Below are 22,252 nucleotides of genomic sequence, written 5' to 3' on the forward strand. Positions count from 1 at the left end.
GGAACACCCTCGGCCCAGTCATAACCGCCAGGAAAAGGAGTAGGTAGTGAGCGCACAGACCGAACCCAGCGATTTCATCTTCCAGCAGCATCAGCAGGCGCTCGCGGAGATGCCCTTCAACGACACCGCCGACCAGCAGGACTGCGATCGCGGATTCATCGCCGCGCTCGAACCTGGCGTCGTGCACGATGCCGATGGAAAGGTGGTGTGGGACAGCGACACCTGGGGCTTCCTCGAGGGCACCTGTCCCTCCAGCGTGCACCCCAGCCTGTGGCGGCAGTCCGGCTTGAACGTCCGGCAGGGCCTGTACGAGGTCACCGAGGGGATCTACCAGATCCGCGGCCTCGACCTGTCGCAGATGACCATCGTCGAGGGTAAGACCGGCGTCGTCGTCATCGACCCGCTGGTCTCCGCCGAGACCGCCGCGGCCGGTCTGAAGCTCTACCGCGAACACCGTGGCGACAAGCCGGTCACCGGCCTGATCTACACCCACTCGCACGTCGACCACTTCGGCGGCGCGCGCGGCGTCACCACCATCGAAGACGTCGAGGCGGGCCGCTGCCCGGTCATCGCCCCGGCCGGTTTCCTCGAGCACGCGGTCGCCGAGAACGTCTACGCGGGCACCGCCATGTCGCGCCGCGCCAGCTACATGTACGGCGCCGTGCTGCCGCGCGGACCCAGGGGCACGGTGGGATCCGGTCTCGGACAGACTAATTCGCTGGGCACTATCACTCTCATCGCGCCCAACAAGGACATCACCCACACCGGGCAGGAAGAGATCGTGGACGGGGTCCGGATCATCTTCCAGATCACGCCCGGCACCGAAGCGCCGTCGGAGATGAACTTCTACTTCCCCGACCACCGCGCCCTCTGCATGGCCGAGAACGCCACCCACACCCTGCACAACCTGCTCACCCTGCGCGGCGCGCTGGTGCGCGATCCGCACGTGTGGTCGCAGTACCTCACCGAATCCATCAATATGTTCGCGCGCGATTCGGACGTCGTCTTCGCCTCGCACCACTGGCCGACCTGGGGCACCGACCGGCTGGTGGAATTCATGTCGCTGCAGCGGGATCTGTACGCCTACCTGAACGATCAGACGCTGCGGCGACTGAACCAGGGCTTCGTCGGCAGCGAGATCGCCGAAATGATCGAACTGCCGCCGGCCATCGCCGACGCCTGGCACACGCACGGGTACTACGGCAGCGTCAGCCACAATGTGAAGGCCATCTACCAGCGCTACATGGGCTGGTTCGACGGCAACCCGGCGCACCTGTGGGAGCACCCGCCGGTCGAGAACGCCAAGCGGCACGTGGAGTTCATGGGCGGCGCCGACGAGGTGCTGAAGAAGGCGCGGGTCGCCTACGACGCCGGTGACTACCGCTGGGTGGTGCAGGTGGTGAACTATGTGATCTTCGCCGACCCGGCCAACGAGGCCGCGAAGATCCTGCAGGCCACCACCTTCGAGCAGCTGGGCTACGGCGCGGAGAACGCGCCCTGGCGCAACTTCTTCCTGATGGGCGCCTACGAACTGCGCAACGGCGGTGTCGGCACCCCGACCGCGGCCAGCTCACCCACCATGCTGGCGGCACTGACCGTGGAGCAGGTCTTCGACGCCATCTCCCTGCGCCTCGACGGACCCAAGGCCTGGCACGAAACCGCCGTCAGCGACTGGAATTTCACCGACGAGAACCGGACTCACCGGCTCGAACTGCGCAATGGCGTGCTGGTGCACTACGACCGTCCGAACACCGGCAAGCTCGCGGCGGCGGATGTGACCTTCACGCTCACCCGCGGCACCCTGATCGGCGTCCTGCTCGCCGGACAGGACCTGGCCGCCGCCGTGAAGTCGGGCGCGATCAAGGTCGAGGGTGATGTCGCCAGCTTCGGCAAGCTCGTCACCCTGTTCGACGAACCGGATCCGGGCTTCAATATCGTCACGCCGTAATGACCGTCTCCACAACGTAATTCGGAGCGCGTACCTCATCCGTGCTGCGAATTACGAATGCGGGGCCCTGCCGCCGACCGTCCGGCAGGGCCCCGTTTCGCCTCTGAAAATGGCTGTGGCACAGCGGTTTCTATGCGCGCAGCGCGGGTTCCGGTCGGTGCCGGACCGCCGCGCTGAAGAGTTGATACTCCGCCGGTGGAACGCACACCTCCCGGTAGGGATGTCGTGGTGCGACGCGGCGCTGCGGGCCGGGAATGACCACGCCGTGCCGGACGGGCACGCCCGTGGCCTCCTGCGCGCGGACCCAGCTCTGCATGGCCTGTGAATCCAGACTGGGCAGATATTCCACCGCCCGTTCCCATTCGAGACCCTCCACCTGCATCGGGTCGCTGACCGCGGTGACGACGACGGCATATGCCGTACCGACGCTCGTGTCCGCCATTCGGATCTACCCCCTGGTCCCTGGTTTTACCGGCGTTGCGCGGGGAATGTTCAGCTTAACTTGAAACATATTGCACTACTGTGTGTTTCGCTGTTGTCGCAGGTTAGTTGCGTGTGATCATAGCCATGGGGTGGGCTGGGTCACCCCGCCGGAATAGGGTCGCGGGGGTCTGTGTTCATTAGGTTGACATATCCACCAAAAAGGGTGTGAGCCCAGGAGGTCCCCGTGCAGTTCGGAATTTTCACCGTCGGCGACGTCACCGCGGACCCGACAACCGGCCGTACCCCGACCGAGGCCGAGCGCATCAAGGCCATGGTCGCCATAGCCCGCAAGGCCGAAGAGGTCGGCCTCGACGTCTTCGCCACCGGTGAGCACCACAATCCGCCGTTCGTGCCCTCCTCGCCGACCACCATGCTCGGCTATATCGCCGCGAGCACCGAGCGCCTCATCCTGTCCACCGCGACCACCCTCATCACCACCAACGATCCGGTGAAGATCGCCGAGGACTTCGCCATGCTGCAGCACCTGGCCGACGGCCGGGTCGACCTCATGCTGGGCCGCGGCAATACCGGGCCCGTCTACCCGTGGTTCGGCAAGGACATTCGCGACGGCATTCCACTGGCCGTCGAGAATTACGCGCTGCTGCACCGGCTCTGGCGCGAGGACGTCGTGGACTGGGAGGGCCGGTTCCGCACACCGCTGCAGGGCTTCACCTCCACCCCGCGCCCGCTCGACGGCGTCGCGCCGTTCGTCTGGCACGGGTCCATCCGCAGTCCGGAGATCGCCGAGCAGGCCGCCTACTACGGTGACGGCTTCTTCGCCAATAACATCTTCTGGCCCACCGGGCACTTCCAGCGGCTCATCGAGCTCTACCGCCGCCGCTTCGAGCACTACGGTCACGGCTCCGCCGATCAGGCCGTCGTCGGGCTGGGCGGACAGGTCTTCATGCGCAAGAACTCGCAGGACGCCATTCGCGAATTCCGGCCCTACTTCGACAATGCCCCCGTCTACGGGCACGGGCCGTCGCTGGAGGATTTCATGGATCAGACGCCGCTGACCGTCGGCAGCCCGCAGCAGGTCATCGACAAGACGCTGACCTTCCGCGAGCACTTCGGCGACTACCAGCGCCAGCTGTTCCTCATGGATCACGCCGGACTGCCGCTGCAGACCGTGCTCGAGCAGTTGGATCTGCTGGGCGAGGAAGTAGTCCCCGTGCTGCGCAAGGAATTCGACGCACTGCGTCCGGCGCACGTACCGGACGGTCCCACCCACGCTGCGCTGCTGGCCGCACGGAACACCGAGGGCGCGGCAGCCGACCAGACCTCGGAGGTGCAGGCATGACCCGTATCGCGGTGCTCTCCGCAGGGCTCTCGCAGCCCTCGTCGACCCGGTTGCTGGCCGATCGCCTGGCCGCTGCCACCGGGGTGGCGCTGACCGGGACTGATCTCGAATTCGACATTGTCGAGCTGCGCGATCACGCACACGGGCTGGCCGACAATCTTGTCACCGGGTTCGCGGCCGGGGCCTTGCGGGAAGCCATCGACAAGGTGGTGACCGCCGACGGCATCATCGCGGTCACGCCCATCTTCAATGCCTCCTACAGCGGCCTGTTCAAGACCTTCTTCGATGTGCTGGAACCGGATTCGCTCATCGGAAAACCGGTGCTCATCGCGGCCACCGGTGGTACCGCACGGCATTCACTGGCGCTCGAGCACGCGGTACGGCCGCTCTTCGCCTATCTGCGTGCGGTGGTCGCGCCGACGTCGGTATATGCCGCGTCCGAGGACTGGGGGTCCGGAAGTTCCGGCGCGGACACCGGCCTGAGTGACAGAATTCTTCGTGCGGCAGGAGAATTCGCCGATCTGGTGGCACAGCGCCCAGGGCGCGTGACCGCTGATCCGTACGACGAGCCGGTGCCCTTCGCGCAGCTGCTGGGCGGGGACCGGGTGCGAGCCGATCGGCGTACGGATGTTATAGCTACTTAGTAGCTGAGTAGGCTTTGCGGCGGCTGCCCGATACCGGCCGCCCCGCACTGCCGGCCTCGAACACGAACGTCTCGACGAAAGTGGGTAGGGACATGGGCGAGTCCGCGGGAACCAGCACGCTGGGCCCGGCGACGGGGGAGGCGCTGCCCGCGCTGCCGCTCGACGCGTGGCGGCCGACCAAGGAGACGCTGCACCGCTTTGTGCAGATCGTCGGCAAGGTGGCCCTGGCCAAAGGTATCCGCCGCAATCACTGGTGGCATATGACCTACCGCGTCGATGCGCGCGGATGGACCACCGTGCCGCTGGGCACCGCTACCGACGGTCCCGTGTTCACCTGCGCCTTCGATTTCTTCGACCACGTACTGCGCATCTCCAGCGACCGCGGCACCCAGGAGGAGATCCCGCTCGGTGGCCAGTCGGTGGCCGGCTTCTACGGCGAGGTCCTGCGGGCCCTCGACAACCTGGGCATCGAGGTCACCATCGCGCATCCGACGCCTTACGATCTGCCCGATCACGGCCGGCCGTTCGCCGAGGACGAGGAACATCACCACTATGACCCGGTCGCCGCACAGCGCGCCTTCCATGTCACCAGCCAGGTCGCCCGCGTTCTCGAAGAGTTCAGCGCCACCTATTCGGGCAAGATCAGCCCGGTTCAACTCTTCTGGCACACCTTCGATCTGGCGGTGCAGCGCTTCTCCGACCGCAAGATCGAGCTGCCCGCCAGCGTGGATCCCGTGACGCGCGAAGCGTATTCACGCGAGGAGATCAGCGCCGGATTCTGGTTCGGCGACAGCAAGGTGCCCGAACCCACCTTCTACTCCTACACCGCACCGGAACCCGAAGGGCTGACCGAACTTCCATTGCAGCCGGCTGAGGCCCACTGGGTGCCGTCGGGTTCCGCGCACGCCGCGTACTACGCCTACGATGCCGCCCGGCGCAGCGAGGACCAGGTCGGTGCGGTCCTCGATTTCCTGCACTCCGCCTACGCCGCGGGATCGCGTCTCGCAGGGTGGGACGCACCTGCTCTGGCCTGCCCCGGAGGCATTACCGACCCCGTGCTCGAGAGTCCGTGGCGGGGATGGCCGGAATAACTGCGTGCTTCGAATCGTCTCTCCCGCATAGTGTGTTGATAGGGACCGAGGAGGATCACCATGGGGAGAAGACTGGTGAGCGGGCCGCATAGCAAGCAAAGGAAGCGGCATGTCTGATGAGAATATGGCGGTACGGACCTCCGGCCTGACCGCCTATAGAGAGACCGTTTTCACCGCTGGACCGGGCACTCGGGTCCCGCTCATAGGTGCCCTGGTGCTGGCCAGCCTGGTACTGACGTGGGCGGCCGAACGCGCGTCGAGCCAGGGCAACGACCACGGCTGGTTCGTGGCGGTCTCCATTGCCGGACTGTTCGTGGCGCGCGGGCTGTACCTGCGGCGGCCACTCACGCTCCCGCATCTCACCGCGGCCGCCATTGTGCTGGTGATCGCGAACTTCAGCTACCGCACCGACCACGCGGGGGTCGGCTTCCTCTTCCTCGCCGCGACCGGGCTGATCCTGATGGCCCCGCAGAACAGCAAGCCGCAACCCGAGCAGCTGCCGCGCGTGGCCGAACTGGTGCGGCGCAGCACGGACGATCCGGTCGCGCCTTTCGCGCTGCACTCGTCCAAGAGCTACTACTTCAATGCCGATTCCTCGGCGGCCGTCGCCTACCGGACTCGCCTGGGCATTGCCGTCGTCGCGGGCGATCCCATCGGTGACAAGGGCAGATTCCGCGAATTGGTCACCGAATTCTCGGAATTCGCCAGTGATCACGGCTGGCGCATCGCGGTACTGGGAGCGAGCCCGGAACTCACCGAGATCTGGCAGCACCGCGCCCTGGAGCACCGCGGCCTGCACGCCGTCCCGATCGGGCGGGACGTGGTGATCGAGGTCGCGAAATTCGACATGGTGGGACGCCACTACCGCAATCTGCGCCAGGCGGTCAGCCGCACCCGCAACTTCGGTGTCACCACCGAGGTGATTCCAGAGGCCGCGCTCACCGAACCACAGCGGGAAACGCTGCTCGCCATTGTCGACGAATGGGGGCACGGGCGGCAGACCCGCGGTTTCTCCATGATCCTCGACCACCTGCTCGACGGACGGCATCCGGGCATGCTGGTGGTCATGGCCCGCGACGCCGACGGCCAGGTCGCCGGGTTCCAGCGCTACGGCGTCTCCGGCGACGGCCGCGAGCTGAGCCTGGACGTCCCGTGGCGGCGCAAGGACGCCCCCAACGGGCTCGACGAACGCATGATCGTCGACCTCGTCGAGTACGCCCGCGCGCACGGCATCACCCGAATCTCGCTGGCCTTCGCGGCTTTTCCGGAACTCTTCGCGGAGAAGGGGCGCTCCCGGCTCGGGCAGACGGCGTATATGGCTGTGCGACTCGGTGATCCGCTCATCCGGCTGGAATCGCTGTACCGGTTCCTGCGCAAATTCAACGCCTTCGGCGATCAGCGCTTCGTACTGATCCGCTGGCGCGAGGTGCTGATCGCGGCGGTCGCACTGCTCACCCTGGAGTTCGTGCCGCACCGCCGCCAGTACTGAGCCACTGTCCCGGCTCGGTGCCGAGAGCTATTGCGGCTCAGCGCAGGAACTCCACCAGGGCTGCGGCGAAACCGGGATCCGCGGTGGCCACCAGGTGATCGCCGGGCACCGTCACCAGGCGCGCGTCCGGGAACGCGGCGGCCAGCCGCTGCGGTTCGGCCGCGAACGGATCGGCATCACCGGCGACCACCAAGGTGGGGATCGTGATGTCGGCGACGGTCTTGATCGGCGCCTCGTCGAGACCTGCCGCCAGTGCCGCGATCGCCTCGCGATCGGTGCCGAGTACGTCGGCGAGCATGCGGAACATTCGCGCCTGCGGGGCGGCCGTGGACCCGTCGCCTGTCATGGCCGCGGCGATATCGGCGGCCTCGATGACCCGCCAATCGATGCCGCCGCAGTCCACCACGCCGGACCCGATGCCGCCCACCGCCAGCTGTTTGACCCGATCGTCGGCCTGCGCCACCAGGATCGAGATGATCCCGCCCATCGAATATCCGACCAGCGCAACCTCGTCCAGGCCGAGCTCGTCGAAGAGCACCCGCATATCCGCGGTCATGGCCTGCCAGGAGTAGCGCGCCGGATCGTGCGGCTTCTCCGAGCGCCCGTGCCCGCGCGCATCGAGCGAGATGATGTGATGCCCGGCGACCTGCAGCGCCGCCACGATACCGACACTCATCCAATTCGCATTGGTGTCGGCGACAACGCCGTGCTGCAGCACGACGGGCCTGCCCTCGCCCTCCCACACGCGGTAGTTGAGCTGTAAGCCGTCCCAGGTCGTGAACTTCGCCATCGGGCCGATGCTAGTGCTGCGACCGCCGCATCAGGATGGTATTTCAGGCCATTCGCGCCCTAACCTCGCAGGCGGCAATCATGCGGTGCGGCCTAGCTCGGTGACTATCCGCGCCAGATCCGACCACATCACCGGACGATCATGCTGTTCGTCCTGGGCCAGGTCGCGTTCGATCAACGAGCGGATGTAGGCGCTCTGGCTCATCCCGAGCCGCAATGCGCGAGCCTTGCATCGGGTGTCGAGCTCGCCTGGCAGTTTGATCGATCGTGGAACAAGGTCGGCCCCGGTGTCCTGGCCGGTCTGAACCGGCACGTCCACCGGTTCGTCGTTGCGGTAGGTGAGTCGATCCATGATGGCGTTCATATCGTCGGCGTTGGTGGGGTACGGGTCAGTCATTGCGGGTCGCCTCCCATTTCTCGAATTCGGTGACCTGTTCGGGGCGTAGGTAGTTTGCGCCGCAGATGTAGAGATCAGGGCCCATGACGCGGGCCAGGACCGCGAGCGGACGACGCTCTCCGGTGCGTGCCCACAGCACTACGTATCGGATACCTGTAGCGCGGTCGTCCGCAGGCCGCAGCCATACCGGGCGTTCGCCGGCCAGCCAAGCATTCACCAGATCGAATACGTCGTCGATGTCGATCCCGGCGCGGGCCAGTACCTGAGCCAGCGCAAAGTACCACTCGATTGCCACACTTCAGACTACCATAAGACTACCGCTGTTCAGGGGCTGTTTCTGGTTCGAGAGTGGGTAATGAACTGACAATTGTCACTAAGACGAGCCGGTGCTCAATGGATTGGGATCCGGTCGCCAGGCGCCGCAGTTATCGGTGCGGAATGCGACATCGGTAGCTTTGATAACGATATGCAGGGGATGCTGGCGGGTGAAGTCGCTGGCGATCACGTAGTAGTTCGGATCGTTGTAATCGGTATCGGTCTGCACATGCCAGAGCCGCCGCCAGAAACAGGCGTCCGCATTGCCGGTGCCGTCGGAGACGTAGTTACCCGGCTTGATATCGACATTCACCAGGTAGAGGCCATCACCCGGGATCTGGTCCGCCGGGGTGGCGGCGGCCGTTCCGGACATTGACATAAGCACCGCGGAAGTTATGGCCCCCGCGGTCACGAGCGCGCGTGCACGCACAGTGTTTCCCTCCTCGAACTCACAGAATCGGCGCGGCCTCGCGAACGCGCACGGTCTGGGTGATCCCCGTATCTCCCGGGAGGGGTCTATCAGAAATCGGGCGTCCGTTTCGGGCGTTCCGCGTAATTGATTGCGTACAAACCGGTTTCGATTGTGCGATTTGCCGCCGAAAATCCGGTACCGAACTTCGATGCTCTTCTTGCCCCTGCCGACGATATTCAGATATGAGAAGTCTTCGCCCGCTCGCGGACGGTGCCGGTACCGGCCCGCTCACCTGCGCCACCGACTGCGCCCGGCTCTGTACCGACTCCGGTCTTTCCGACGTCCTCACCTCGGACAAGGCGCTACTGCACTGGCGGGCCCTGCGCCGGCTCGGCGATACCGGGCTCGCCGAACATGCTGTTCAGGAGACCTTGCTGCGGGCCTGGAAGGCCTGCGCCAGCTATGACCCGAACCGCGGCAGCGTCCGCACCTGGCTGCTCACCATCGAGCGCAATATCCTCACCGACATCGCCCGGGTGCGCACCGCCCGGCCCGGCGACGCCAACTGGGACGAGATCACCGATGTCGCCGAGGGCCGCTGCGCCGGACCCGACTTCACCGATCGGCTCGCCGACGGCCTCCTGGTCGCCGAACTCCTCGCCCACCTGCCCGGACCGCAGCGCGACGCCGTCGTCCAGGTCATCCTGCGCGACCGCGCCTACCAGGACGTGGCCGCCGATCTGGGCATCCCCGTCGGCACGGTCAAGACCCGCGTGCACTACGCCCTGCGCTCGCTGCGCCGCCTGCCGGTCAGTGCCTGAGTGAACCTCCGGCGGGGCTGCGACGTCACACAGGTGTGGACGGCACTCGTCCGCACTCGATCGAGGAGTAAGCCCATGACCGAACAGCATGTGGCGCCCGGCGGCTTCCGGCTGGATCGCCGGACAGCACTGGTCGTGACAGGAGTGGCCGCTACCGCGCTGACCGTGGCGGCCTGCAGCAGTACCAGCGCAAGCGAAAAAGCATCAGCCGCGCCGAACGGACCGCAGGACAAGCCGAACGGACTTGCGAATACGAAGCAGGACGGCAGTGTCGAACTGGCCAAGACCGCCGAGGTGCCGGTCGGCGGTGGGGTCATCAAGGGTGACACCGTCATTACGCAGGCGAGTGCCGGCGCTTTCGCCGGTTTCTCCTCCACCTGCACCCACCTCGGCTGCAAGGTCAGCGAGGTCACCGACGGGCTGATCAAATGCCCGTGTCACGGCAGCACTTTCCATCTCGACGGCAGTGTCGCCGGCGGGCCCGCACCGCGTGCGCTGGATGCCAGGGCCGTGCATGTCGATGGCGATGCCGTCGTGTCGGGCTAGCGCTACCCGGATACGAATATTCGCTTCCGTGCGGTCGGACCAGCTCTGACGGGAGATCCCCCGGTCCGCGCGCGGTGGCGAAGCTCTGTGTTTGCCCAAGTGGCCGCAAATCGGTTCGGCATATGCATATTGGGCGCTTGACCACAAGTAACAAGTTGATCACCATGCTTGCCAGATGATAACTGGTGGGGCCACAGTGAACTGCTGGGTTTGGTGTTACTAGTGGGAAGGGAGGGGCGCCCCGTGCCCAGGGAGCGCCGCCGCGTATGAAGCCGAACATGGTCAAGGCCGGTATCTTCACCGCCGTAACGGCCGCGGCATTTTCGACAGTGGCCGGGTTGATCCCGGCGACAACTCTCGCATCGCCCGTTTTGCCGGACCTGCCGCAACGGCTGGCCGGGAAAACCGTCTTCCTGGACCCGGGTCATCAGGGCCCCAACCACAATCAGGATGTCGCCAAGCAGGTCAATGACGGCCGCGGCGGCACCAAGGCATGCCAGACCACCGGCATGACCAGCCTGCACGGAATCGCCGAACACACCATCAACTGGGATGTCGCCCAATTGGTGCGCACCTCGCTGGAGGGACTCGGGGCTCATGTCGTCATGAGCCGCCCCGATGACACCGGCTGGGGTGGGTGCGTCGATGAACGCGCCCATGCCGCAAACCAATCCGGCGCCGACATCGCTGTCAGCATTCACGCCGACAGCGCCGCCGCCGATGCGCGCGGCTTCCACCTGATCATCCCGCAGCTGCCGGTCTCGGATCCCAAGGCCAATGAGGTGCAGTCCGGCGCGGGCCTGGCGGCCAGCAAGGCCATGCGAGATGCGTACGCGCAGGCCGGATTCCCGGTCGCCGCCTACAACGGCGCGGTCGATGGGTTGCAGTCGCGCGCCGATATCGCCGGACCGGCACTGACCACGGTGCCGGATGTCTTCCTCGAAATGGGGAACGGCGCCAATGCCGAGGACGCGGCCCTGCTGGAATCGCAGGAGGGTCAGCTGCGGCACGCGGTCACCATCACCACCGGTGTGGTGTCCTACCTGCTCGGCATCGCGATCCCGCCGAGCAGCGCGGAACAGGCCGTCGGGCCGGCCGCGCCGGCGCCGGCGCAGCCCGCGCAATTGCAGGTGCCGTCGGCGAGCGATATCCGCCCGCAGGCATTACCGCAGGGTGGGGCGCAGCTCGCGCCGCAGAGCCCGGAGCCGACGGTGGTTCCGACTACGACGGTGGTTCCGACTACACAGCCGCCGGTGCCGCAGAACGGTGCGGGTCAGCCGCAGCCGCAAGCGGTCCCGCAGGGTGCCGTGGCGCCGTCCGAGCCGCCGGTCCCGTCGGGATCTCCGGCGCCGTCCGAGCCGCCGGTTCCGGCTCAGCCGCAAGCGGTTCCGGCACAGACTGTCGCTCCCACGACCGTGCCGGAGGGTCCGGTGCAGCCGCAGGTTGCCCTGCCGGGTCCGCCCGCGCAGTCGCAGCCGGGCGTTCAGCCGCAGCCTCCGGTTCCGCCGGTTCCGGGTGCGCCGTTCAAGCTCAGCAATGCGGCCGCCGGTCTTCCGGGTGGGGTGCGGCCGATCGCGGCCCCGATCGAACCCAAGGGGCCGGGCTACTCCGCACCGCAGATCCCGCAGTCCAATCCGGGCGCGATTCCCAATCCGGGGCAGGCGAGTCCCGGTGCGCAGACAAGTCCGGGTGCGCAAACGAGTCCCGGTGCGCAGACGGCTCCGTCCACGACCGATAAGAGCTCCAAGGCCGGCGATCTCCTGGACGTCGAGTCGATGAGTGGTCTGGTGCAGGCCGCCATGAAGATGTTCGGCCCGCTGGCCAAGATGCTCATGGGGCAGAACGGTGTCGCCTCGGATCTGGTCAACCTGGCCTACAGCGTGGTGTCCGCGCTGAGCACTTCGTTGCTGCCGTCTGCCGCCAAGTAGTTCCGGCGGCATAGTTCCATCGAATCGCCCTCGCTCCGAATCATTCGGAGCGGGGGCGATTTTCGTAGCAAGTCGGGCAAACACTTCGCGATCGACGTGACCGGCTGCGTGTCCGGTGCCCCCGGCCTGGCAGGCGCGGTTGCACGGCCCAGGAGGTGCACGTGCGGACAACCTCGTGTCCGGTGGTTGGCAAGCATTCGGCGCAGGAGTTGCATGAATCCCGGGTCGGGTCACGACGGCTGACGACAGTGCGGCCGCGTGGTGCGACTGGTCGATCGAGGTGGATGTGATGGCGTTCGGTGTGGGCTTGAGTATCGGCACGGTAAATACGGTGTGTGTGACGGCCGCCGATCGGTCGGTTCGCCGCGGTGTCCAATTAGCGGCTCGCCGCGGTGCCCAATCAGCGGCTCGCCGCGGTGCTCCGCCGCCCACCACCTGGCGCACCACCCTCACCTTCGACAGTTCCGGTACCGCCCGGGTCGGCCGCATTCCGCGGCACGGGCGGGTCATTACCGAATTCGCCGACCTGACCCAGCGCGAGGCGCCGGTCGCGCGGGTCGGTCACCGAGCGTTGTCGGCCGCGGATCTTGTTGCCACCGTGGCCCACAGCGTGATCGAGGAGGTGCTGGGGAAGGCTCCGGCGGGGCAGAACGGTAAGGCGGACATCGCTATTACCGTGACCTACCCGGCCGGGTACTCCGAAAATCTGGTGATCGATCTGCGCACCGCGCTCGACGGCGTCGGGCTGCGGGGTGTCGAGCTGTTGCCCGAACCGGTGGCCGCGGCCGCCTGGCTGGCGGCGCAGCGCGGTCCGCTCATGCCGGGGCTGGCGCTCATCTACGACCTCGGCGGCTCCGGGCTCGATGTGACGCTGGTGCGAGTGGGTGCGGGCGCGCCCAGTAATCCGATCGTCGGATTGCCGTTGCACTCCACCGACTTCGGCGGCCGGGCCTTCGGTGGTTTGGTCGCCAAGCGCTTGCGCCGCATTTCGGATGCGCCGGTGATCTCCCGGGTGAGCTCCGATTCCGATACGGGGGCGCTGCGCACCGAACATGTGGAGAGCTCGCTGAGGCTGGTCTACAAATGCCTGCGCATCGCCGATGTCACCATGGCCGACGTCGATCGGGTGCTGGTGGTCGGAGGTGCGGCCCGTCCGCCGGAGGTCGCGGACGTGCTGGCGAAACAGCTGGCTCGCCCGGTGACCGTGGCGCCCGATCCGGAACGCACCATTGCCGACGGTGCGGCCATCGTGGCCCGGCAGATGGCGCAGTCACAGGATTCTTCGACGCATCGCCATCATGTGCTAGCTGATCTGTTCCGCCGGGTCACCCGGGTGGCAGCCCTGTAATCCGCCGGTTACCAGCCGGTTTGCCCCCGATCATGGATCGGGTGGGGTCGACACGTGCAAGCATCTTGCTAGCACTGGTTGACGCTTCTCCAGTTTGGTGTAACCATTAGATACAGATAACGCCAATGCTGGAAGAGGAGAGGTGACGACGATGTCCCCGACCGCGACCCACGTCGATGACCCCGTAGTTGCCGAAGCTCTCGAATACGCGCAGAAGCTGCTGCTGCTTTCCGAGGGATCGGTCAACAAGAGCTTCGATCCGTACGAGGATATCGACTGGGAGAACCCGGACTTCGATCCGAACGCGAAGCCCGAACGCTGGATTCTGCCCGCCTCCGCCGACACCATCGGCCGCCACCCCTGGTATCTCGCCCTCTCCGAGGAGCAGAAGATCGAGGTCGGCAAGTACCGCCAGGCCAATGTCGCCAAGGTCGGCCTGCAGTTCGAGTCCATTCTGATCAGCGGCATGGTGAACCACACCTTCGGCCTCGCGAACGGTGATCCGGAATTCCGGTACTGCACGCACGAGATGTCCGAAGAGCTGAACCACACCCTGATGTTCCAGGAGATGGTGAACCGCATCGGCGCCGACGTGCCCGGTATGGGCCCGCTGGTGCGGCAGTTCCGTCAGGTCGCCGTACCCGTCGCGGTGCTGTTCCCGAACCTGTTCTTCATGGCCGTGCTCGCCGGCGAGGAGCCGATCGACCACATCCAGAAGCAGATCCTGCGTTCGGGCGAGGAGGTGCACCCGATCATGCGCGGCGTCATGGCGATTCATGTCGCGGAGGAGGCACGCCACATCTCGTTCGCGCACGAATTCCTCAAGCGCCATGTGCCGGAGAAGAATCTGCCCAGCCGGGTGGTGCTCTCGATCGCCATGCCGATCGTCATGTTCATCCTGGGGCGTTCCATCGTGACACCGCCCAAGGCGTTCTTCGACGAGTTCGATGTGCCCGAGCAGGTGCGCAAGGAGCTGTTCTACGGCTCCAAGGACGCCAAGCAGGTCTTCAGTGATTACTTCATCGATGTACGCGCGCTGGCCAACGAGATCGGTCTGATGAACCCGATTTCGAAGCGGGTGTGGAAGCTGCTCGGCATTGCCGGCGCTGCCTCCCGTTACCGCTCGGAGCCGAACCGCTCCAGCAAAGCCGCCTGAGGACAGGGGACGTACAGTGCCGTACGTAGTCACCCAATCATGTTGCAGCGACGCGTCTTGCGTGTACGCCTGCCCGGTCAACTGCATCCATCCCACGCCCGATGAGCCGGATTTCCGGACGGCGGAGATGCTGTACGTCGACCCGCAGGCGTGCGTGGACTGCGGTGCGTGTGCGACTGCCTGCCCGGTGGACGCCATCACCTCGACGAAGAAGCTGACCGATGCGCAGCTGCCCTTTATCGAGATCAATGCCGACTTCTACCGCGAGGAGCGGCCGCGGCCGCTGCTGGCGCAGCCGATTCCGGCGGCGGAGGTCAAGCCCGGGCGGGAGCCGCTGCGGGTGGCGATCGTCGGATCCGGTCCGTCGGCCATGTACGCGGCCGATGAACTGCTGACCCAGCACGGCGTTTCGGTGACCGTCTTCGACCGGCTGGCCACGCCGTACGGTCTGGCCCGCTTCGGTGTCGCGCCGGATCACACCGGCACGCGGCAGGTCGGCAAGCTGTTCGATGTGATCTCCGCGCAGGACGGCTTCGGGTCGTATCTGAATGTGAATGTCGGGGAACATATTTCGCACGACGAGCTGCTGGCGCATCATCACGCGGTGATCTACGCCGTCGGTGCGTCGAGCGATCGCAAGCTCGGCATCGCGGGGGAGGGGCTGCCTGGCAGTGTCTCCGCCACCGAGTTCGTGGCCTGGTACAACGGGCATCCCGACCATGCCGGTCGGTACTTCGAGCTGTCGCAGCGGCGGGCCGTCATTGTCGGCAACGGCAATGTGGCGCTGGATGTGGCGCGCATTCTCACCACCGATCCGGAACTGCTGGTCGGTACGGATGTCGCGCCGCGCGTGCTGACCGCCCTGCGCCGCAGCAAGATCGAGGAAGTGGTTGTGCTCGGCCGGCGCGGGCCCGCCGAATCCGCCTTCACGGTGCCGGAATTCGTGGGTCTGCTCGGTGCCGATGTGGACATTGTGGTCGAAGGTGATATTCCGGAGACCGATGCGACGATGTCGCAGAAGGTCGAGCAGAAGCTGAAGCTGCTGCGCGGGCTGGCCGATCGCCCTGTCGGAGCACGCAAGCGGATCATCTTCCGATTCCTGTCCTCGCCCACCGCCTTCGCGGGTGTGGACCATGTGACCGGTGTCGAGGTGGTGCGCAATACGCTCGTCACCGGCGCCGACGGTGTGGTGCGGGCCGAATCCACCGCGGAGACCGACCTTTTGGAGACCGGCCTGGTGCTCACCTCCGTCGGTTACCGCGGGGTGCCGCTGACCGGGCTGCCTTTCGACGAGCGGGCCAGTGTGATCCCGAACCTCGACGGGCGGGTGCTGGAGGCCGCCGGTGGTTCGGTGGTGCCGGGCGCGTATGTGACCGGCTGGATCAAGCGTGGGCCGACCGGGTTCATCGGCACCAACAAGTCCTGTGCGCAGGAGACGGTGCGGCAGCTGGTCGACGACTTCAATGCGGGCCGGTTGGGCGAACCGGGCCGGGGCGCACATGATTTCGACCGACTGGTCGGTGCGCGTCAGCCGCATGCCATTCGCGGCGGTGCGGTGAACAAGCCGCGGCGACGGCTGCCGCTGCTGGTGCGCAGCCGCTAGCGCGCAGTAACCAACAGACCGCCCCGTATGACCTCAGGTCGTACGGGGCGGTTTTTTTCTTTGTATACGGATTGTGTTGTGTGAGTTGTAATGCTGCGTTTGTCCAGTACGACATGTCTGGTAGTAGGAACGATTTGACTCTGAATCACGGCCGATGAGGCGCTGCGGGTGGGGAACTCAGCAGCAGCAACCGACCAGTGATCGGCAATCTGCGCATTCAAACTGACGTTGCGGTTTTCTTTTCCGGACACTTATCAGCGACCGGTTGGTATGAATTAGCCGTTCGCTGGTCTGTAGCCACAAGGCGCCTGTTTCTCAACTCTCTTGGTGTCCAGTTCGATTCGATCTTGATGCATAACTTGCCTGACCAGTAGATTCGCCAACTTCGCTACTGGACGCGAAATCTTTTCTCCGGATTCGATATTCACATCCGGCATGTGCCAGTTAACCTGAACCAGCTGTTTGGTAAACGACCGCGTCCACATGGTTGGTACGCCTGTGAGGCCGTGGTCTCGGTGCGTTGACGGGATAGCGATGACTGTTGGATTTGGCATGAGCATCGGCACAGTGAACTCCGTATGGGCAACTGCGGCCGGTGGTTCGAACCGGCCCGCCGTTCGGGTTCGGCGGACCGCTGTGACGTTCGACAGCGCGGGCGGTGCACGTATCGGAGGCATTCCTCGCTTCGCCCCGGTGGTCACCGATTTCGCGGATCTCACCGCAGATCCGGACCCGGTGGTTATCGGCGGGCGTATCTGGTCACCGGCTGATCTGATCGCGGCGGTGGTGAACGGATTCATCGAAACCAATGCGCCCGAAGCGCCGGCGGTGACGACCTATCCCGCCTGCTACACCGATAAGCATGTGACGCGGCTGCGCCGGGCGCTGGACTGGTCGGGCGCCGCGGACGTCATGCTCATGCCGGAATCCGTTGCGGCCGTGGAATGGCTGGACAACGAGTACGGCATCTCGAGTTCCGGCATCACCCTCGTCTACGACCTGGGCGGCAACTGTCTCGATGTCTCGGTGGTGCGCACCGAGGCCGATCGTGAGGAACGCGGCATTCTCGGGTACGCCGAACGCTCCTACGACTACGGCGGCCGGCCGCTCGGTGCGCTGCTGGCGCGGTACGCCCGCAGTATCGCGCCCGATGCGGCGCAGCCGGTGTCGGCGGTGGTCTCGGCCTCCGATACGAATCGGTTGCGCAGCTGGCACATTCGCAATTCGCTACGGGTGGTGCGGGCCTGTGTGCACCAGACCGGGCTGGCCATGGAGGATGTCGACCGGGTGCTGCTCATCGGCGGCGCGTCCCGGCCGATCGAGGTGGCGCGGGTGCTCGCCGATCTGGGGCGGCCCGTCATCATGTCGCCCGATCCGGCGCATACCGTGGCGGTAGGTGCGGCCATCGCGGCCTTCCGGAGCGTCGATACCGGCTCCGCCATCGGCAGGTACGCGCCGCGGGCGGCGGTATTCTCCGGCGCCGCAGTCGCTTCCGCGCTCGCCATGTCGGCTGCCACCGTGCTCGGCGGGCCCGTGGCCGGACCGCCCACGCTGCAGGCGGCCCCCGGCACCGACGCGGGCGGTGCGGCGCTCGGTGCGGGCGATGTCCTGCTCCTCGAAGACGCCACCCCCGCTCCCGACGGTATGGTCCGCGTGCATCGTGTGGTTACTGCGGCCGTTATCACCAGCTACGGTCCGATGCCGGCCACCGTCACCCAGAACTGGACCGCGGGCCATCCCGTGGACACCGGTCCCGGCGGCCACTGCGAAACCCGCGTGGTGGAAGACGTTCCCACGTACGCGAACCCGGCTCAATTCATCAATCCACTGCCCTTCGCCTCACCCTTCTTGCTGGGCACCTACCCGGGGCAGATCCCCTCCGTCAGCCTGCCCCGGACCCTCCCCGGGCCACCTGCGCAGCCCGGCAACAGTGCACCTCAGCCCGGTCAGTCCGCACCGGGTGCGCCCGGAACCGCGCCTGGTGGAACGGATTCCGGCGGAACCGCCCCGGCGAGCCCTGGCACAACAATCGGCGGCGGCACCACTACCGGTGGCACCGGTGGCGAAACCTCGCCTGGTGGAACAACTTCCGGTGCTGGCGGGACGACCGGCGGTGGCACAACTGCAGGCGGTGGAACGACCACGGGCGGTACCACCACGGGTGGCACGACCACCGGTGGTTCGACCACGGGCGGAACAACTTCCGGAGCGTCTACCGGCGGAGGAACCACCGGTGGCTCTACGACCGGTGGTGGAACGACTGGCGGCTCTACGACCGGTGGCGGAACCACGGGCGGCTCTACGACCGGCGGTGGAACGACTGGCGGCTCTACGACCGGCGGTGGAACGACTGGTGGCTCCACAACCGGCGGTGGAACGACTTCCGGCGGTGGTGCCACAACAGGGGGTGGCACCACGGGTGGCGGCTCGACCACCGGAGGCGGGACCAGCGGCGGTTCGACATCCGGCGGCTCCACCACGGGTGGCGGAACAACCGGCGGCGGAACAACTTCCGGTGGCGGCGCGACGGGCGGTGGCACAACTTCCGGTGGCGGTACGAGCGCCGGTGGTGGTGGCGCCACGTCCGGCGGTGGCATGGGTGGTGGCGGTGCGACCGGCGGTGGCGGCGGTGGCGCTGCCCACGGCGGCGGAACTGGTGGCGGCGCTGGTGGCGGTGGCGCCGGCGGCGGCGGAGGTCACGGTGGTGGTGGAGGCGGTGGCGGCCATCGCTAGCCGGCTGGGACACGTGGCATCGTGCGGCGGCGGAGGCTCCTGGTCGGGACTCGGTGCAAAACGAGCGGACCCGAGCGATTACGCGTCACGACGTCGAATGCAACTGCTGTGCGTCAGAGGCCAGCTACCCGCGCCGAGCACCCGTTCGGGCCGGGCGGAGCCGTGATGGCCGGACTCGCGTCGAGCACCTGTTCGGGCCGGGCGGAGCCGTGATGGCCGGACTCGCGTCGAGTACATCTTCCGGCCGGGCTCGGCCTTGACCGCCACTGGCTTCACTTGCACAGTGCCCCAATAAAAGACGGCGACGCGGGTGGGTGTGGAACCCCTCGAACCCCCACCCCGGCGTCGAACGGACCGGCCCACCCCGCGCTCAGTGCCCAGGCGCAGGGTGGGCCAGGTCCTTTCCTCAGCGGGCGGTGAAGCCGCCGTCGGCGGCCAGGGCCGCGCCGGTGATGAAGCTGGCTTCGTCGCTGAGGAGGAAGGCGCAGAAGGCGGCGATCTCCTCGGGCTGGGCGATGCGCCCCATCGGGTGCAGGGCGGCGACCATGGCTTCGCCCTCGGGGGTGGATCCCATGGAATTGCGGTAGGCGGGGGTGTCTACCGCGCCGGACACCAGGGCGTTGACTCGGATGTTCTGATCGGCGGTTTCCAGGGCTACGGCGCGGGTGAGGCCGATGACGCCGTGCTTGGCCGACACGTAGGGCGCCACCGAACCCATGCCGACCACGCCCAGATTGGACGCGTTGTTGAGGATCGCGCCCCCGCCGGTGGCCGCCAGTGCCGGAACCTGGTGATGCAGGCCGTAGTAGACGGCGGTGAGGTTGAGCTCCAGGTCGGCGCGCCAGCCCGCCTCGTCGATATCCTGCACGGGGCCGAAGACATTGATCGCGCCGGCATTGTTGAAAGCGGCGTCCAGGCGGCCGAATTCGTGCACGGCGGCCGCGGTCAGGCGTGCCACGTCGGACTCCACGGTGACATCGGTCGGCACGAACAGTGCGCGCCCGCCGGCGGCGCGGATATCCTCGGCGGCCCGGTCACCGGCCTCCTTGCCGCGCGCGCCGAGCACCACCGCGCCACCCTCGGCGGCGATCCGATGTGCCACTGCCGCACCGACTCCCGAGGTGGCCCCGGTGATCAGCACGACCTTCGACGCGAATCGGTTACCCATCATGACCATTCCCCTTGCCTGTGAACTGCTTTCGTTGACATGTCTAGTAAACGAAAGGTTCAAGGCCGGGGCTGGCGGAAATCAGACGTTGAGTTGATGTGTCATGTAAATCGGAAGTCAGACCGGCGCAATCAGATCGGCCAGTGCGTCCAAGCTGTCCACGACAATGCTGTACGCACTCTGCGGCAGCTCCGCGTGCAGGTAGCCCCAGGGTCCGCGGCGAATCAGTACCGGGATCATGCCCGCACCGCTCGCGGGCAGCACGTCGTTGTCCACCCGGTCGCCCACGTAGCAGATCTCGCCGGCCCCGACGCCCGCCACCTCGGCGACCTTCAGGAAGAACTTGGGATCGGGCTTCTCCAGATCCCACTCCGCCGAGGTGTAGATCGCGTCCACGGGCAGCTTCATTTTCTCCAGCGCCGATTTGGCCTGCGGTGGTTGATTGCCCGCGATGATCACCTTGAGCCCGCGCTCGCGCAGCCCGGCCAGGGCGCGCCGCACATCCGGATAGAGATCGTCGGCATCGAAATTGTTGCGCAGGCTTTCGGGTTCGTCCATGGCCCAGCTGACCTGCTCCTTGTCCAGATCCACTCCGGGCAGCAGTAGTTCGAAGGCGTCGGTCAGCGGCCTGCCGGTCGCCGCCATGCCGCCGATCACCCCGAGCAGCGCGAAGCGGGGGATCCCGAGCCGATCGGCCCACCGGCTCCAGATCCGCGTCTCGTCGATCAGCGTCTCGCCCACATCGAACACCACAGCCTTGATCATCGGCCCAGCCTATCGGGCGCCGCCGTGCCGGATGGCCGGGATCTCAGTGCTCCGCATTCACGAATCCGATACCGGTCGCGGCCCACCAGCAGATCTGCCCCGGCCCCCGCGCACGATCTCGCCACTCGCGCACGATCTCGTCGGCCGCGCACGAAATCGAACGCTGTTTCCTGCGCGGCGAACAAGGTTGTGCGCGGCAGCTGCCTGGCCCGTTCCTCTCGGCGTGCAGGTTGTTCAGCCCTTCGGGGTGATCGGGGAGTGGGACCGGGTCAGGCTGTGAGCTTCAGTGGTAGTGCCGATGCGGTGGTATAGCGGTCCAGGATTACATCGGTCAGGAGCGGGTGGGCGCCGATGGTGCGGGCGTGCACGAGGTTCGGCGCGGCTGCTTCGAGCCGATCGGTGAGAAGTCCGGGGGCCAGGAACCAGGGGGCGACCAGGATGTGGTCCACGCTGCGCGCGCGGAGTGCCGAAACCGCTTCGGGCAGGCTGGGTTCGGTGGTGGCGAAGCATATTTCGGTGGGGAGGCCGGTGATTGCCGCCAGTCGCTGTGCGATCTGCGCGGTGCGCGCATTCGCCGCCGCCGAGGACGAGCCGACAGCGGCCATAGCGATACCCAGTCGCGAACGAGCCGGGAGGCCTCGGCCCAACGAGGAGACGGCCAAGGCTTCCCGCGCTCGATCACGCAGGGCCGCAATCACTCGCGTATCGGCCCCGAGCACATCGGCCTGCGTCAGCTGCATTCGCGGATGCCGGGCCCGCGCGGCGGCCAGCATCCCCGGCAGATCGATGCGGGCGTGAAAAGCGCTGCCCAGCAGCAGTGGAACCACCACCGCATGGGAATGACCATCGGCCGCAACGGCATCCACGACCTGATCCACCGAAGGTGCGTTCAGGTCCAGGAAGGCCAGCCGCACATCCAGATCCGGCCGCGCGGCAGCGAGCTGCTCCACGACGGCGTACATGGTCGCCGCCGAGCGCGGATCACGGCTGCCGTGCGCCACCGCAATCAGAGCCGGTCGCGTGCCGATGGTCCGGCCCGCCACGAGCTCCTGCGGTGTCGCCGCGCTGGCAGAAAGTCTCGCCGCTTTTGTGGAGCCCGCTGTGCTCTGCTCGGCCGTATACGTCGGGCGCGGCCGAATGTAGTTCTGTCGCACCGAGACCGGCGGTGCGGCCGCCCACCGCACAGATGCTCCAGGAAGCGGGTTCGCCGATTGCTCGGGTGGGCCGCTGGACCATGTGCCGGTGCTCGGGCGTTCGTCCGCCTTCGAGATCGCGGCGGCCGCGATCACGTCGGTCCGAATGTCCGCCTGCGGCGG

Annotated in this window: 20 protein-coding genes; 12 read left to right on the forward strand and 8 right to left on the reverse strand. The window is 66.7% G+C overall.

Translation table 11 applies throughout. From position 1 onward, the window contains the following. Positions 1 to 46 precede the first annotated feature (46 nt). Complete coding sequence (locus JWN03_RS11760; RefSeq protein ID WP_297613746.1) at positions 47 to 1,948, forward strand: alkyl/aryl-sulfatase; 1,902 nt, start codon at positions 47 to 49, stop codon at positions 1,946 to 1,948. A 130-nt stretch (positions 1,949 to 2,078) separates the two neighbouring features. Here JWN03_RS11760 and JWN03_RS11765 read toward each other — a convergent pair whose 3' ends face one another. Continuing rightward, the gene (locus JWN03_RS11765; RefSeq protein WP_297613747.1) at positions 2,079 to 2,390 is read right to left on the reverse strand and encodes a hypothetical protein; all 312 of its coding nucleotides are present in this window, start codon (positions 2,388 to 2,390) and stop codon (positions 2,079 to 2,081) included. Positions 2,391 to 2,615: 225 nt separating this feature from the next. On the opposite strand from JWN03_RS11765, the gene JWN03_RS11770 reads away from it, so the two are divergent. The 4 genes from JWN03_RS11770 to JWN03_RS11785 all read left to right on the forward strand — a co-directional run bounded on the left by JWN03_RS11770 (position 2,616) and on the right by JWN03_RS11785 (position 6,955). After that, positions 2,616 to 3,731 carry an LLM class flavin-dependent oxidoreductase gene (locus JWN03_RS11770; RefSeq protein WP_297613748.1) on the forward strand — a complete coding sequence of 372 codons (1,116 nt, stop codon included), beginning with the start codon at positions 2,616 to 2,618 and terminating at the stop codon, positions 3,729 to 3,731. Continuing rightward, positions 3,728 to 4,375 carry an FMN reductase gene (locus tag JWN03_RS11775; RefSeq protein ID WP_297613749.1) on the forward strand — a complete coding sequence of 216 codons (648 nt, stop codon included), beginning with the start codon at positions 3,728 to 3,730 and terminating at the stop codon, positions 4,373 to 4,375. Before JWN03_RS11770 ends, JWN03_RS11775 begins: the two co-directional genes overlap by 4 nt. Positions 4,376 to 4,467: 92 nt before the next feature. Then, positions 4,468 to 5,466 (forward strand): DUF5996 family protein, encoded by a 999-nt coding sequence (locus JWN03_RS11780; protein WP_297613750.1) that lies wholly within the window; start codon positions 4,468 to 4,470, stop codon positions 5,464 to 5,466. Positions 5,467 to 5,575: 109 nt separating this feature from the next. Then, entirely contained in the window at positions 5,576 to 6,955 is a 1,380-nt protein-coding gene (locus JWN03_RS11785) for a bifunctional lysylphosphatidylglycerol flippase/synthetase MprF (RefSeq protein ID WP_297613751.1), read from the forward strand. Positions 6,956 to 6,992: 37 nt separating this feature from the next. Here the strand turns inward: JWN03_RS11785 and JWN03_RS11790 are convergent, their stop codons facing one another. The 4 genes from JWN03_RS11790 to JWN03_RS11805 form a co-directional block, all read right to left on the reverse strand. Continuing rightward, positions 6,993 to 7,745, reverse strand: a complete 753-nt coding sequence (locus JWN03_RS11790; RefSeq protein WP_297613752.1) for an alpha/beta fold hydrolase — start codon at positions 7,743 to 7,745, stop codon at positions 6,993 to 6,995. 78 nt (positions 7,746 to 7,823) lie between these two features. Continuing rightward, on the reverse strand, positions 7,824 to 8,141 hold the full coding sequence (locus tag JWN03_RS11795; RefSeq protein WP_297613753.1) for a hypothetical protein: 318 nt from the start codon (positions 8,139 to 8,141) through the stop codon (positions 7,824 to 7,826). Beyond that, the gene (locus JWN03_RS11800; protein WP_297613754.1) at positions 8,134 to 8,436 is read right to left on the reverse strand and encodes a hypothetical protein; all 303 of its coding nucleotides are present in this window, start codon (positions 8,434 to 8,436) and stop codon (positions 8,134 to 8,136) included. The genes JWN03_RS11795 and JWN03_RS11800 overlap by 8 nt, the downstream gene beginning before the upstream one ends. Positions 8,437 to 8,514: 78 nt before the next feature. Then, positions 8,515 to 8,829, reverse strand: coding sequence for a hypothetical protein (locus JWN03_RS11805; RefSeq protein WP_297613755.1), 315 nt, complete (start codon positions 8,827 to 8,829; stop codon positions 8,515 to 8,517). Between the two features lie 281 nt (positions 8,830 to 9,110). On the opposite strand from JWN03_RS11805, the gene JWN03_RS11810 reads away from it, so the two are divergent. The 7 genes from JWN03_RS11810 (at position 9,111) to JWN03_RS11840 (ending at position 19,003) form a co-directional block, all read left to right on the forward strand. Beyond that, the gene (locus JWN03_RS11810) at positions 9,111 to 9,689 is read left to right on the forward strand and encodes a sigma-70 family RNA polymerase sigma factor (RefSeq protein WP_297613756.1); all 579 of its coding nucleotides are present in this window, start codon (positions 9,111 to 9,113) and stop codon (positions 9,687 to 9,689) included. A 75-nt stretch (positions 9,690 to 9,764) separates the two neighbouring features. Next, on the forward strand, positions 9,765 to 10,235 hold the full coding sequence (locus tag JWN03_RS11815; RefSeq protein ID WP_297613757.1) for a ubiquinol-cytochrome c reductase iron-sulfur subunit: 471 nt from the start codon (positions 9,765 to 9,767) through the stop codon (positions 10,233 to 10,235). 266 nt (positions 10,236 to 10,501) lie between these two features. Further along, a complete protein-coding gene (locus JWN03_RS45795) occupies positions 10,502 to 12,163 on the forward strand; it encodes an N-acetylmuramoyl-L-alanine amidase (RefSeq protein WP_441342971.1) in 1,662 nt (553 codons plus the stop codon). 289 nt (positions 12,164 to 12,452) lie between these two features. Beyond that, positions 12,453 to 13,511, forward strand: a complete 1,059-nt coding sequence (locus JWN03_RS11825; RefSeq protein ID WP_297613758.1) for an Hsp70 family protein — start codon at positions 12,453 to 12,455, stop codon at positions 13,509 to 13,511. A 151-nt stretch (positions 13,512 to 13,662) separates the two neighbouring features. After that, the gene (locus tag JWN03_RS11830; protein WP_297613759.1) at positions 13,663 to 14,667 is read left to right on the forward strand and encodes an AurF N-oxygenase family protein; all 1,005 of its coding nucleotides are present in this window, start codon (positions 13,663 to 13,665) and stop codon (positions 14,665 to 14,667) included. 16 nt (positions 14,668 to 14,683) lie between these two features. Next, entirely contained in the window at positions 14,684 to 16,270 is a 1,587-nt protein-coding gene (locus tag JWN03_RS11835; protein WP_297613760.1) for an FAD-dependent oxidoreductase, read from the forward strand. A gap of 552 nt (positions 16,271 to 16,822) precedes the next feature. Further along, positions 16,823 to 19,003 carry an Hsp70 family protein gene (locus tag JWN03_RS11840; protein WP_297613761.1) on the forward strand — a complete coding sequence of 727 codons (2,181 nt, stop codon included), beginning with the start codon at positions 16,823 to 16,825 and terminating at the stop codon, positions 19,001 to 19,003. Between the two features lie 406 nt (positions 19,004 to 19,409). Here the strand turns inward: JWN03_RS11840 and JWN03_RS11845 are convergent, their stop codons facing one another. The 3 genes from JWN03_RS11845 to JWN03_RS11855 form a co-directional block, all read right to left on the reverse strand. Next, on the reverse strand, positions 19,410 to 20,174 hold the full coding sequence (locus JWN03_RS11845) for an SDR family NAD(P)-dependent oxidoreductase (RefSeq protein WP_297613762.1): 765 nt from the start codon (positions 20,172 to 20,174) through the stop codon (positions 19,410 to 19,412). Between the two features lie 114 nt (positions 20,175 to 20,288). After that, entirely contained in the window at positions 20,289 to 20,936 is a 648-nt protein-coding gene (locus JWN03_RS11850; protein WP_297613763.1) for an HAD family hydrolase, read from the reverse strand. 269 nt (positions 20,937 to 21,205) lie between these two features. Beyond that, entirely contained in the window at positions 21,206 to 21,979 is a 774-nt protein-coding gene (locus JWN03_RS11855; RefSeq protein WP_441342973.1) for a sirohydrochlorin chelatase, read from the reverse strand. Positions 21,980 to 22,252 lie beyond the last annotated feature (273 nt).

This window comes from Nocardia sp. (assembly GCF_025465275.1).
Classification (GTDB): Bacteria; Actinomycetota; Actinomycetes; order Mycobacteriales; family Mycobacteriaceae; genus Nocardia.

Bases quoted from the DNA above. Each gene is read 5' to 3' on its own strand.
- JWN03_RS45795 (WP_441342971.1), top strand. From the start codon at position 10,502: ATGAAGCCGAACATGGTCAAGGCCGGTATCTTCACCGCCGTAACGGCC.
- JWN03_RS11780 (WP_297613750.1), top strand. From the start codon at position 4,468: ATGGGCGAGTCCGCGGGAACCAGCACGCTGGGCCCGGCGACGGGGGAG.
- JWN03_RS11850 (WP_297613763.1), bottom strand. From the start codon at position 20,936: ATGATCAAGGCTGTGGTGTTCGATGTGGGCGAGACGCTGATCGACGAG.
- JWN03_RS11790 (WP_297613752.1), bottom strand. From the start codon at position 7,745: ATGGCGAAGTTCACGACCTGGGACGGCTTACAGCTCAACTACCGCGTG.
- JWN03_RS11810 (WP_297613756.1), top strand. From the start codon at position 9,111: ATGAGAAGTCTTCGCCCGCTCGCGGACGGTGCCGGTACCGGCCCGCTC.
- JWN03_RS11775 (WP_297613749.1), top strand. From the start codon at position 3,728: ATGACCCGTATCGCGGTGCTCTCCGCAGGGCTCTCGCAGCCCTCGTCG.
- JWN03_RS11795 (WP_297613753.1), bottom strand. From the start codon at position 8,141: ATGACTGACCCGTACCCCACCAACGCCGACGATATGAACGCCATCATG.
- JWN03_RS11825 (WP_297613758.1), top strand. From the start codon at position 12,453: ATGGCGTTCGGTGTGGGCTTGAGTATCGGCACGGTAAATACGGTGTGT.
- JWN03_RS11830 (WP_297613759.1), top strand. From the start codon at position 13,663: ATGTCCCCGACCGCGACCCACGTCGATGACCCCGTAGTTGCCGAAGCT.
- JWN03_RS11805 (WP_297613755.1), bottom strand. From the start codon at position 8,829: ATGTCCGGAACGGCCGCCGCCACCCCGGCGGACCAGATCCCGGGTGAT.
- JWN03_RS11765 (WP_297613747.1), bottom strand. From the start codon at position 2,390: ATGGCGGACACGAGCGTCGGTACGGCATATGCCGTCGTCGTCACCGCG.
- JWN03_RS11840 (WP_297613761.1), top strand. From the start codon at position 16,823: ATGAGCATCGGCACAGTGAACTCCGTATGGGCAACTGCGGCCGGTGGT.
- JWN03_RS11845 (WP_297613762.1), bottom strand. From the start codon at position 20,174: ATGATGGGTAACCGATTCGCGTCGAAGGTCGTGCTGATCACCGGGGCC.
- JWN03_RS11815 (WP_297613757.1), top strand. From the start codon at position 9,765: ATGACCGAACAGCATGTGGCGCCCGGCGGCTTCCGGCTGGATCGCCGG.
- JWN03_RS11785 (WP_297613751.1), top strand. From the start codon at position 5,576: ATGTCTGATGAGAATATGGCGGTACGGACCTCCGGCCTGACCGCCTAT.